We start from the raw sequence: 11,728 nt of genomic DNA, 5'->3' as shown, positions 1-11,728 counted from the left end.
CGACGGGCACGCAGCCGGGTCCCCTGGCCGCGGTGGCCACGGGCGCTCCGGTGCCCTCAGCGGCTGGTGCTGGGGTCCTCGCCGCGGCGCAGCGCGCTGATCTGCTCGACCCGACCGGACGCACCGGCCGCCACCAGGCTGGCTGAGCGCAGGCTCGCCGCGACCGGCGGCGGGGTGAGGCGCGCCGCCTTGTCGAGGACGTCGCGGCCCCGGTCGAGCACGCTCAGCGGGAACGCGGCCAGCACGTTGCCGGGTGGCCGCCGCGAGACGCGGGGGTGCGGGCGCGTGGGCGCCGTGCGTCGAACGACCTCCCAGGCGAGGCCGAGGCGGCGCAGCCGGGCGACGTCCAGCGCCTCCTGGAGCCGCGGCAGCATCACGTCCTCCTCGTCGCGGACGTCCTCCCGCAAGATCTCCACCAGCCGGGCCACCACGCGGCCGCGGGCCGCACCGACGGTGGCCGGCTGCTCGAGGCGCACCACCAGCTCGTTGACCTCCTGGTGCTCCTTCTCCACCTGCAGGGTCAGCTCCTCGCCGTCGGGCAGCACCCGGCGCACCTCGGGCCAGAGCACCGACTCCTCCGCGAAGGCGTGGGGGAACACCAGGCGGCACACCTGGTTCATGGTCTCCTCGTAGGCCGCGCGCCGCGGGTCGTCCGGCGTCGCGTCGCGGCTGTCGGCCTCGGTCCGCACGAGGCGCTCGAGCAGCTCGTCGAGGCGCACGTGGTCGCGCTTCTGACGCACCAGGACGCTCCAGGTGCCGCCCAGGTCGGTCTCGGTCTGGTCGCTCAGTGATCGCACGGTGGGCTCCTCGGGGTCGCAGGCAGGAACCCTCCGGGTACCCAGCCCGTGCCGGGCCACGCCGCGACGCGGCTCCCACCCGAGCGAGGTCAGTGGTGGAAAGACAACCCCACGGGGTCCCCACGCGTCATAGGTTGCGACCACGACCTATCCGGAAGGCCTCCATGTCCCGCACCCGCACCCCCGCGCGCCCCGCCCGTCGCGCCGCAGCCGCCGTCGCAGCGCTCGCGGCAGCCGCCACCGCCCTGTCCGCCGCCGGCGCCGCAGCCGACCCTGCCGGCTCCCCCGGGTCCTCCTCCGGGTCCTCCGCCGACACCGTGGGCGCACGAGCGGCCGCCCCCGCCGACATCTCCCTGTGGGCGCCCGACACGGTGCGGCTGCGCCAGCACCGCGGGTGGGCCCACGGCGACCTCGGGGTGCGCCTGCGCGCGGGCGCCGACCCGTTCGAGGTCCGCACCACCCGGGCGTCGTACGACGACCCGATCCGCACCGTCTGGCGCGCGCCCGACGGCCAGGACGTCACGATGCCCTCGTCGGAGGGCTTCGGGGGGCTCGACGACTTCGTCACCCTCACCCTCGACCCGGTCGGCGACGGCAGGACCCGCACCATCGACATCAGCGCCTGCGTCGGCGGGTGGGAGTCGGAGCGCTACGCACCCCACGGCCCCGCGGACTCCCGCTACCCCAGCTGGTGCGGCGGGTCGAACCCGTTCACCCTCGGTGCGGTGCAGGGCGTGGAGGCCGGCTGGGCCTCCCCGGTCGCTGAGTACACCTCGTTGCGGCTGCAGCCGGGCCGCTACGACGCCACCGTCGCCTTCGGCGACGAGTGGGCGACGGCGCTGGGCACCGACCCCGACGCCGCGCGCGACTTCAGCGTCGTGGTGCGCGAGCGCCGCGACGGGCCCTGGTTCCGGCCGCAGGCCGACCCCACCGCCACGGGGGCAGCCGACGAGCCCGCGGACACCGAGCCCGGGGCCGCGGCCGCCGGCGAGGTGCCGACCGACCAGCCCGACCTGCGCTCGCTGCCGGCCTGGGGCATGCAGCTCAGCGACAGCGGTCGCTACCTGCAGTTCGCGGCCACCGTCTGGAACGCCGGCAGCAGCCCGCTGGTCGTCGACGGCTTCCGCCGCGAGGGCGAGGACGTGATGGACGCCTACCAGTACTTCTTCGACGCCGACGGCGAGCAGGTGGGCTACCAGCGCGTCGCCGGCGCCGACTTCCACTGGGACGCCGACGACACCCACCAGCACTGGCACTTCGAGGACTTCGCCCGCTACTCCCTGCTGAGCGCCGACCTCGACGAGGTCGTGCGCTCGCGCAAGGAGGCGTTCTGCCTCGCCAACACCGACGCCGTCGACCTGACCGTGCCCGGGGCCGCCTGGCGCGCGGAGCAGGACGACCTGTCCACCTCGTGCGGCAGCCGCGGGTCGCTGTCGCTGCGCGAGGTGCTCTCGTCGGGCCACGGCGACACCTACGGGCAGTACCGGGCCGGGCAGTCGTTCAAGGTGGCCGACCTGCCCAACGGCAAGTACTACGTGCAGGTGCTGGCCAACCCCGACGGCGACCTCGTCGAGTCCGACACCGCGAACAACACCGCGCTGCGGCCGGTGTGGCTCCGGGGCACCGCGGAGAACCGCCGACTGGTCACCCGGCCGGTGGGCCTGGTCGTGGAGCCCGACTGGTTCTCGCGCGGCTGACCCCCGGGCGGGACGCACGACGGCCCGGCACCCCTCGTGGGGTGCCGGGCCGTCGTGGCGTCGGGGCGGCTCAGCCCTTGCGCTTGGTGATCTCCTCGGTGGCCGCGGGCAGGACCGCGTGGAGGTCGCCCACCACACCGAAGTCGACGAGCTCGAAGATCGGCGCCTCCTCGTCCTTGTTGACCGCGACGATCGTCTTGGAGGTCTGCATGCCGGCGCGGTGCTGGATCGCACCGGAGATGCCGTTGGCCACGTAGAGCTGCGGCGACACGGTCTTGCCGGTCTGGCCCACCTGGAAGCTGTGCGGCATCCACCCGGAGTCGACGGCGGCACGCGAGGCGCCGACCGCGGCACCCAGGGCGTCAGCGAGGCCCTCGACCGGGGCGAAGTCGCCGCCGGTGCCACGACCACCGGAGACCACGATCGCGGCCTCGGTGAGCTCGGGGCGACCGGTGGCCTGACGCGGCTGCTGGGCCACGATCTGCGCCTTCTTGGCCTTCTCCGAGATGGTGGCGGCGAACTGCTCGACCGCCCCGGCGCCCGGGGTCTCCTCCGGGGTGGCGGAGTTGGGCTTGACGGTGATGATCGGGGTGCCGGTGGTGACCTTGGCCTTCACCGAGAAGTTGCCGGCGAACACGCTCTGCGTGGTCACCCCGCCCTCCTCGACGTCCACGGCGTCGGTGATCAGCCCCGAGCCGGTCTTGATCGCCAGGCGACCGGCGACCTCCTTGCCCTCGTAGCCCGAGACCAGCAGCACGGCGGCCGGGGAGGTCTTCTCCACCAGCTGCTGCAGGGCCTCGGCCTTGGGGGCCACCAGGTAGCCCTTGATCTCGGCGTCGTCGACGACGTAGATCTTGTCGGCGCCGTAGGCGGTGAGCTTCTCCGCGACGGCGGTGGCCTTGTCGGCACCGCCGAAGAAGACCGCAGCGGGCGAGCCGAGGCGCTTGGCCAGGGCCAGCAGCTCGAAGGTGGGCTTGCGGATCGCGCCGTCGACGTGGTCGACGACGACCAGGACCTCAGACATCAGTGCTCCTCGTCCTCAGATGAACTTCTTGGAGGCGAGGAACCCGGTCAGCGCGCTGGCGCCCGACCCGTCCTCGTCGGTGACGATCTCGCCGGCCGTGCGCGGCGGGCGCTCGGCGGCCTCCTCGACCTGGCTCCAGGCCACGGAGAGACCGACCTGCGCGGGGTCGACGCCGATGTCGGCGAGCGACCACGTCTGCATCGGCTTCTTCTTCGCGGCCATGATGCCCTTGAAGGAGGGGTAGCGCGCCTCGCCGGTCTGGTCGGTCACCGACAGCACCAGCGGGAACGTCGCACCGATGACCTCGGTGGCGGTGTCGGAGTCGCGCTTCACCCGGATCTGGTCGCCCTGGGTCTCGATGACCGAGGCGAACGTGACCTGGGGCAGGTCGAGACGCTCGGCGAGCATCGCCGGGACGACGCTGCCGGAGGCGTCGGTGCTGGCCATGCCGCAGATGACCAGGTCGACGGGCTTCTCCGCACCGGCCTTCTCGACGGCCTTGGCCAGCACGAGCGAGGTGGCGATGTAGTCGGAGCCGGCGATGGCCTCGTCGGAGACGAGCACACCCTGGTCGGCCCCCATCTGCAGGGCCTTGCGGACGGCGTCGACGGCCTTCTCGGGACCCACGCAGAGGGCGGTGACGGTGGTGTCGTCGCCGGCCTTCTCCTTGAGCTGGAGGGCCTGCTCGACGGCGTACTCGTCGAGCTCGGACAGCAGGCCGTCGACACCCACGCGGTCGACGGTGTAGTCGGACTCGAACTGGCGGTCGGCGGTGGCGTCGGGAACGTACTTCACACAGACGATGATGTTCATGGCAGATGGCCGGGCGGGCCCCTCCTGTGCACTCGATGTGTGGCCGAGGTTACCGCCGGGTCACCAACGGCGGTACCGAGGGCCGTCGTTGGCTATCTCACATGCCTGACAGCACCGCTGTCAGGGTCGGTCAGGGTCGGGCGCGAGACGTCAGGGCCGGATGATCCGGTCGAGGATCCGGCCGACCACGAGGTAGGCGACGGCACCGAGGCCCCAGTTGACCAGGGCGTTCTTGGTGGCGGCGTTGCTGCCCTTGAACTCCATGATGCCCTTGGCGCGCGAGAAGATGCCGAGGTCGACGGCGTCGGCGGTGTCGAGCACCGCGCGCACCAGGTCGTTGCCGCGGTTGGCGTCGATGGCGATCAGCAGCGCCCCGACGGCCAGGGCCAGCGCACACAGCACGAACAGCAGCCACACCACCTGCGCGAGGCGCTGGCGCACCGTGGCCACGAGCTTGCTGTGGTCGCGCCGGGGCTTCGGCTCCTTGGCCGCGGCGGCCGTCGTCTCGTCGGCCTCCTCGCCCTCGGCGGGCGTGCTGCCCTTCCGACCCAGTCGCGTCCCCAGTCGCGCCATCGTGCACCCCTTCAGCAGTCGTCCGGCCCGTGCGCCGGCTCGTTCGTCCGGCGCGGCGGGCGCCAGGGTGTGAAGGATGACACACGCGACGCGTGGGCGTACACGTGTCCACCGGCGGGTCGCCGACGCCTCGGACAGGGGCGGGTCAGCGCCCCTCGAAGACCGCCTTGCCCGGTCCGCGCTCCACGAACGACGTCATCCCGATCTCCCGGTCGCGGGTGGCGAACAGCGCCGCGAACTGCTGACGCTCCATCTCCAGGCCGCTGTCGAGGTCGACCTCCAGGCCCCGGTCCACGCTCTCCTTGGCCGCGCGCAGGGCGTACGCCGCCGCACCGCTGAACTGCCCGGCCCACGCCAGCGCCTCGGCGTGCACGTCGGCGGCCGGCACGACCTTGTCGACCAGGCCGATGGCCAAGGCCTCCGCCGCCCCCACGAAGCGGCCGGTGAAGATCAGGTCCTTGGCCCGGCTCGGCCCCACCAGGCGGCTCAGCCGCTGGGTGCCGCCGGCGCCCGGGATGATGCCGAGCAGCACCTCCGGCTGGCCGAGCACGGCGTCGTCGGCGGCGAAGCGGACGTCGGCGGCCAGCGCGAGCTCGCAGCCGCCGCCGAGGGCGTAGCCGGTCACGGCGGCGACGACGGGCTTGGGGATGCGGGCCACCGCGGTGACGGCCGCCTGCAGGGGCCCGGAGCGCTTGACCATGTCGACGTGCGACATGGCGGCCATCTCCTTGACGTCGTTGCCCGCCGCGAAGACCCGCTCCCCGCCGTAGAGCACCACGGCGCGCACGTCGTCGCGCTCGGTGGCCTCCAGCGCCGCGGCGAGCAGCTCGTCCTGCACCTGGGTGCTGATCGCGTTCATCTTCGGCCGGTCGAGCCGGATCGTCGCGACGCCGTCGGCGACCTCCAGCCGTACGAACTCACCCATGGTCTCGTCCTCGTCTCCTCGGGCCCGCGGACGGGCGCCCCTGTGTCGGTCGGTGCGCGGCCGGCGCCGATCGGCAGGTGGATCCCGCGTGCGCCGGGCCGCCCACGGCATGCTGCCACCATCGGCGATGATGGCGCCCGTGACGCCGACGACCTGGACCCACCTCGGGCAGACCTCCCCGGTCTGGCCCGGCCGCAACTGGCCCCTGGGGGCCACGTGGACCCAGGAGGCGACGAACTTCGCGGTCTACGCCCCGAACGCCACCCACGCCTGGGTGTGCCTGGTCGAGGAGCCCCCCGCCGGCACCGAGGGCCCGGAGGTGGAGAGGCGCTACCCGCTCACCGAGCGCTCGCTCGGCATCTTCCACGGCGCCATCCCGGCGCTGCCGAGCGGCACCCGCTACGGCTACCGCGTCGACGGGCCGTGGGACCCCGAGCGCGGGCTGCGGTTCAACCCCGCCAAGCTGCTGCTCGACCCCTACGGCCTCGCGGTCTGCGGCGACTACGTGCCCGACGAGTCGACGTACTCCTACCGCCGCGGTGCGCCGCTGGAGCCCGACACCACCGACTCCGCGCCCCACGTGCCGCGCAGCGTGGTGGTCGACCCGACCTTCGACTGGGAGGGCGACGTCCCGATGCGGCGGCGCTGGCGCGACACCGTGATCTACGAGGCCCACGTCAAGGGGATGACCGCGCTGCACCCGCGCGTGCCCGAGGAGCTGCGCGGCACCTACGCCGGTCTCGCCCACCCGGCGGTCACCGGCTACCTCAAGGACCTCGGCGTGACCGCGGTGGAGCTGCTGCCCGTCCACCAGTTCGTCTCCGAGCCCGCGCTGACCGCCCGGGGCACGTCGAACTACTGGGGCTACAACTCGATCGGCTACTTCGCCCCGCACCACCCGTACGCCGCCACGGGCCAGCGCGGCGAACAGGTCGCGGAGTTCAAGGAGATGGTGAAGGGCTTCCACCGCGCGGGCCTCGAGGTGATCCTCGACGTGGTCTACAACCACACCGCGGAGGCCGGCCCGCTCGGGCCGACGCTGTCGTTCCGCGGGCTCGACGACCGCGGGTTCTACAAGCGCGCGACCCCCACCACCGACCCCGTCACCGGCGCCGCCACGTTCGACGACGCCTACTTCGACGTCACCGGCTGCGGCAACACCGTCAGCTCCGACGACCCCCAGACGCTGCGCCTGATCCTCGACTCGCTGCGCTACTGGGTCACCGAGATGCACGTCGACGGCTTCCGCTTCGACCTGCTCTCCGCGCTGACCCGCACCGGCCACGACGTCGACATGCGCTGCGCGCTGCTCACCGCGATCGGCCAGGACCCGGTCCTGCGCCACGTCAAGCTCATCGCCGAGCCGTGGGACGCCTCGATGGACGGCTACCTCGTGGGGCGGATGCCGCCGCCGTGGGTGGAGTGGAACGACCAGTACCGCGACACCGTCCGCGACTTCTGGCGGGGGCAGAGCGCCGGCGTCCACCGCGTCGCCACCCGGCTGGCCGGGTCCTCCGACCTCTACGCCGACGACGGCCGCTCGGCGTACAACTCGGTCAACTTCGTGACCGCCCACGACGGCTTCACGCTGCGCGACGTGGTGTCCTACGACCACAAGCACAACGAGGCCAACGGCGAGGACAACCGCGACGGCACCGACAACAACCGGTCGTGGAACCACGGCGTCGAGGGCGAGACCGACGACCCGCAGGTGCAGGAGCTGCGCCGGCGCCAGGCGGCCAACCTGATGGCCACGCTGTGCCTGAGCAACGGCGTGCCGATGATCACCGCCGGCGACGAGCGGGGCCGCACCCAGCGCGGCAACAACAACGCCTACTGCCAGGACGGCGAGCTGTCGTGGATCGACTGGTCCGACGACGACGCGTGGCTCGACGTGCACCGCCTCACCCGCACGGCGCTGCGGCTGCGCCGCGACCACCCCGCGCTGCGCCAGCGGCACTGGTTCGAGGGGCGGCCGACCATCCGGGGCGGCCCTAAGGACCTCGCCTGGATCCACCCGTCGGGCCGGGAGATGACCGAGGCCGACTGGCACGACCAGGGCCTGAAGACGGTGGCGCTGTTCCTCTCCGGCGCGCCGCTGCGCTCCCCCGGGCCTCGCGGGCAGCAGCAGTTCGACTCCTCCTTCATGATCTGGCTCAACTCCAGCTCGCAGCCCCGCACCGTGGAGCTGCCGGTCAACGACTGGGTGCGCGCCACCGAGGTCGTGGTCTCCACCGACCCCGCCCTGCCCCACGGCACCCCGGTCAAGACCGGTGACCAGGTCACCCTGGCGAGCCGGTCGGTGGTCGTGCTCCAGCAGACCGAGTAGCGCCTCCCGGCAGGTCACCGTCGGGTCACGGTGCGGTCTCGGCGGCTACCGGCGCGTAACCGCGGGCCCCGCACGCCGTTGGGTGGCCATGACCTCACCCTCTCGGCGCCGCCGTCGCACGACGGCCGCGATCGCCCTGCTGACCGCTGCGGCGGTCCCCGGGCTCGTCCAGCTGCCCGCCCTCGCCGGCACCACGCCCCAGGCGGTCCTCACCGCCGACCCCACGATCGCCCCCGACGACGTCGTCACCCTCGGTGACCCCGTCGGGGGGCTCACCGACGTCGACGTCCGGGGCGTGGTGAAGCCGCTGGCCGCCCAGGTCAGCGCGGCGCGCGGCCTCGGCGCCGTCGACCTGCGCTGGAACGACCTCGGCACGCCGTCGTCGATCCTGCCCGCCGACGGCGTGCTCGCCCGCGCCACCTCGACGAACCCCGTCGTCGCGGCGCGCGCCTGGCTGCGGGCCAACGCCGCGGTCTTCGGGCTGTCGGCCGCCGAGATGGGCGACCTCGTGCTCGTGCAGAACCAGGAGCTGGCGCAGAGCCCGGCCCGCGCCGTGCTGCTCCGTCAGGACTTCGGCGGCCTCGCCCCCGCCCGCGGCGGCCTGGTCACGGTCGGCGTCGCGAACGGCGAGATCGCCTACGTCTCCTCCTCGCTGACCCGCGTCACCGGCACCCCCGCCGACGCGACGCTGAGCCCCCTCGAGGGCTGGGTGGCCGCGGCGCGCGACGTGCGTCCCACGTTCAGCACCGGCCTGGTGAGCGACATCGTCGAGTCCGTCTCCGGCTCCGACGACTGGACCCGCCTGCAGGTGCCCGGCTTCGCCCAGGAGCAGCAGGTGCGCCTGCGCGCCCTGCCCACCCCCGACGGCGTGCGACCGGTCTTCGAGGCCAACGTCGTCGACTCCGAAGCCGGCAACGCGATGGCCTTCACCTCGATGGTCGACGCGGTCACCGGCAAGGTGCTGGTGCGCCAGAACCAGGTGGAGAACGCCGTCTACAACGACGCGTTCACCGGCACCTTCACCGCGGCGTCCTGCGGCGAGAAGCACGAGTTCGAGCTGACCGACGGCGCCACCCGCACCATCAACGCCGTCGGCATCGCCGCGCCCACCGACGACATCACCGTCAAGCTGTTCGGCAGCAACGGTCAGCTCCTGCTCGACCAGGACCTCCTCACCAGCCCCGAGGTGGCGACGTACACCGCCGAGAAGATCCCGGCCGGGGTCTACTCCGTGCAGGTCTGCCCCTTCGACGCCGCGTCCGCGGTCGTCGGCCAGTACGCCCTGAGCGTCAGCACCAGCGACCAGAGCGGCCCGGAGGCCGGCCAGGTCACCGGAAACCCGAAGTGGCGCTACTTCACCGCCAACCCCGCGATGACCAGCCTCGGCCAGGGCGACGTGCCCGCCAACGCGATCATCGGGTGCTGGGTCAACGCCTCCGACTGCACCAGCCCGACCGGTCCGCTGCGCGGCCCGGCCTCCGTCGGCCCGTGGGACACCTTCGGCGGCACCGTGCCGACCTCCACCACCGTCGGCAACAACGCCAACACCCACGAGGCGTGGGCCAGCCCGCTGACCCCGGGCGGCCTGTTCCAGGCCCCCGTCTCCCCCACCCGGGAGTACACGACCGAGTTCACCGACGCCTGGAACGAGGAGCGCTGCAACCCCTCGCAGCTGACCCCCGGCGGCAACGACATCGACTTCTCGGTCGGCAACCTGTTCGTGTCGCACAACCGCATGCACGACTACAGCTACTACCTCGGCTTCACCGAGGAGAACTACAACATGCAGCTCGACAACCACGGTCGCGGCGGCGTCGCCGGTGACCAGGAGATCGGCAACGCGCAGGCCGGAGCGCTCACCGGCGCGACGTACCTGACCGGCCTCGGCCGGGACAACGCCAACCAGATCACCCTGCAGGACGGCGTGCCGGGCATCACCAACCAGTACCTGTTCCAGCCCATCGCCGGCGCCTTCTACTCCCCCTGCACCGACGGTGGCCTCGACATGGGCATCGTCGGCCACGAGTACACCCACGCGATCAGCAACCGCATGGTCGCCGGGCCCGACGAGGGCCTGACCTCCGAGCAGGGCGCAGCCATGGGTGAGTCGTGGAGCGACCTGGTCGCCGCGGAGTACCAGTTCAGCCACGGCTACTCCAACGGCGGCAACGTCTGGGCCGTCGGCGTCTACGCCACCGGCAACAAGTCGGTCGCGATCCGCGACTACGCGATCAACAAGAACCCGCTGAACTACTCCGACTACGGCTTCGACACCACCGGTGCCGAGGTGCACTCCGACGGTGAGATCTGGAACGGCACCCAGTGGGCCGTGCGCCAGGCGCTGGTCAAGAAGTACGACGCCCAGTTCCCCTACGCCAACCGCAAGCTGCAGCTGCGCTGCGCGCAGGGCGACCAGACCGCCTCTCCCCTGCCGGCCAACCTCTGCCCGGGCAACCGGCGCTGGGTGCAGCTGATGTTCGACTCGTTCCTGCTCCAGCAGGGCGCGACGTCGATGCTCGACGCGCGTGACGCGATGCTCGCCGCCGACCGGCTGCGCTTCCGCGGCAAGGACGTCGACGTGATGTGGAAGGCCTTCGCCCAGCGCGGCATGGGCAAGAACGCCTCGGTGCCGAACGCCGACTCCGAGGACACCGTCGCCAGCTTCGCCTCGCCGCAGCACCGCAACGGCACCGTCCGCTTCACCGGCGGCGACGCCGGCACCGAGGTGTACGTCGGGCAGTACGAGGCCCGGGCCACCCCGGTGGCCGACCTCGCGTCGTCCACCAAGCGCCTCGACGCCAGCGCTGTCTTCGTGCCGGGCCGCTACCGCATGGTGGCCGTCTCGGAGAAGGGCGGCTTCCGCCGCTTCAGCGTCACCGTCCAGCCGGGCTCGCAGGTCGTGCGTCTCGGCGGCGGCACCAACCTCGCCGCCGCCGCCTCGGGGGCGTCGGTCATCGACGCCACCGAGGGCTCGCGCAACGCCGACTTCCTCATCGACGGCACCGAGGCCACCAACTGGGGCGGGGTGACCGCCGAGAACGTCGACGTCTCCCAGCCCTCCGTGGCCGTGGACCTCGCCGGTGGCACCCACACCGTGCGCCGGGTGCAGGTCAGCGCGCTGCTGACCCCCGCCCCGCCCACCGACGAGACCGTGCCGCTCGCCGTGGACGAGGACCCCGACTCGGGCTCGCGGTTCACCGCGCTGCGCAAGTTCGCCATCGAGGTGTGCGCCTCGGCGTGCACCAGCGCCGACGCCACCTGGAAGCGCGTCTACACCTCGGCGAACGACGCTTTCCCGGGCAAGCGCCCCCGTCCGGTCGCCCCCGACCAGACGCTGCGCTCCTTCCCGGTGAAGGCCAGCACCGCCGCCGCCGTGCGGCTGGTGACCCTGGAGAACCAGTGCACCGGCTTCGCCGGCTACGCCGGTGAGCTCGACGACGACCCGCTCAACGACACCGACTGCTCCACGGCGTCCGACCGCGGCACCATCGTGCACGCTGCCGAGCTGCAGGTCTTCACCCGCTGACCCACCCGCACCACCGCACCACCGCCGACGGGCGGGCCCCCGGG

At 72.8% G+C, this 11,728-nt stretch carries 8 protein-coding genes; 3 read left to right on the top strand and 5 right to left on the bottom strand.

Going from position 1 to position 11,728, the window contains the following annotated elements:
- Nucleotides 1-56 precede the first annotated feature (56 nt).
- Nucleotides 57-797, bottom strand: coding sequence for a hemerythrin domain-containing protein (locus AC4OR8_RS18245; protein ID WP_492167029.1), 741 nt, complete (start codon nucleotides 795-797; stop codon nucleotides 57-59).
- A gap of 164 nt (nucleotides 798-961) precedes the next feature.
- Between AC4OR8_RS18245 and AC4OR8_RS18240 the strand changes: the two genes are divergently transcribed.
- Nucleotides 962-2,494, top strand: coding sequence for a lysyl oxidase family protein (locus AC4OR8_RS18240; protein ID WP_492167028.1), 1,533 nt, complete (start codon nucleotides 962-964; stop codon nucleotides 2,492-2,494).
- Between the two features lie 70 nt (nucleotides 2,495-2,564).
- Here AC4OR8_RS18240 and AC4OR8_RS18235 read toward each other — a convergent pair whose 3' ends face one another.
- The 4 genes from AC4OR8_RS18235 to AC4OR8_RS18220 form a co-directional block, all read right to left on the bottom strand.
- On the bottom strand, nucleotides 2,565-3,518 hold the full coding sequence (locus tag AC4OR8_RS18235; protein ID WP_492167027.1) for an electron transfer flavoprotein subunit alpha/FixB family protein: 954 nt from the start codon (nucleotides 3,516-3,518) through the stop codon (nucleotides 2,565-2,567).
- 15 nt (nucleotides 3,519-3,533) lie between these two features.
- Nucleotides 3,534-4,331 carry an electron transfer flavoprotein subunit beta/FixA family protein gene (locus AC4OR8_RS18230; RefSeq protein ID WP_492167026.1) on the bottom strand — a complete coding sequence of 266 codons (798 nt, stop codon included), beginning with the start codon at nucleotides 4,329-4,331 and terminating at the stop codon, nucleotides 3,534-3,536.
- A gap of 150 nt (nucleotides 4,332-4,481) precedes the next feature.
- Nucleotides 4,482-4,904, bottom strand: coding sequence for a hypothetical protein (locus AC4OR8_RS18225; protein WP_492167025.1), 423 nt, complete (start codon nucleotides 4,902-4,904; stop codon nucleotides 4,482-4,484).
- 145 nt (nucleotides 4,905-5,049) lie between these two features.
- Nucleotides 5,050-5,829 carry an enoyl-CoA hydratase/isomerase family protein gene (locus AC4OR8_RS18220; RefSeq protein WP_492167024.1) on the bottom strand — a complete coding sequence of 260 codons (780 nt, stop codon included), beginning with the start codon at nucleotides 5,827-5,829 and terminating at the stop codon, nucleotides 5,050-5,052.
- Nucleotides 5,830-5,968: 139 nt separating this feature from the next.
- Between AC4OR8_RS18220 and glgX the strand changes: the two genes are divergently transcribed.
- On the top strand, nucleotides 5,969-8,158 hold the full coding sequence (gene glgX / locus AC4OR8_RS18215) for a glycogen debranching protein GlgX (RefSeq protein WP_492167023.1): 2,190 nt from the start codon (nucleotides 5,969-5,971) through the stop codon (nucleotides 8,156-8,158).
- Between the two features lie 88 nt (nucleotides 8,159-8,246).
- The gene (locus AC4OR8_RS18210; RefSeq protein WP_492167022.1) at nucleotides 8,247-11,684 is read left to right on the top strand and encodes a M36 family metallopeptidase; all 3,438 of its coding nucleotides are present in this window, start codon (nucleotides 8,247-8,249) and stop codon (nucleotides 11,682-11,684) included.
- Nucleotides 11,685-11,728 lie beyond the last annotated feature (44 nt).

Source organism: Nocardioides sp. FY1077, from assembly GCF_058681775.1.
The sequence above is the reverse complement of the archived record's forward strand: the minus strand, read 5'-3'. Positions and strand labels throughout refer to the sequence as shown.

What these genes read in the sequence shown, in the direction of transcription:
- AC4OR8_RS18210 (WP_492167022.1), top strand. Translation starts at nt 8,247, where the DNA reads ATGACCTCACCCTCTCGGCGCCGCCGTCGCACGACGGCCGCGATCGCC.
- AC4OR8_RS18235 (WP_492167027.1), bottom strand. Translation starts at nt 3,518, where the DNA reads ATGTCTGAGGTCCTGGTCGTCGTCGACCACGTCGACGGCGCGATCCGC.
- AC4OR8_RS18220 (WP_492167024.1), bottom strand. Translation starts at nt 5,829, where the DNA reads ATGGGTGAGTTCGTACGGCTGGAGGTCGCCGACGGCGTCGCGACGATC.
- AC4OR8_RS18225 (WP_492167025.1), bottom strand. Translation starts at nt 4,904, where the DNA reads ATGGCGCGACTGGGGACGCGACTGGGTCGGAAGGGCAGCACGCCCGCC.
- AC4OR8_RS18230 (WP_492167026.1), bottom strand. Translation starts at nt 4,331, where the DNA reads ATGAACATCATCGTCTGTGTGAAGTACGTTCCCGACGCCACCGCCGAC.
- AC4OR8_RS18240 (WP_492167028.1), top strand. Translation starts at nt 962, where the DNA reads ATGTCCCGCACCCGCACCCCCGCGCGCCCCGCCCGTCGCGCCGCAGCC.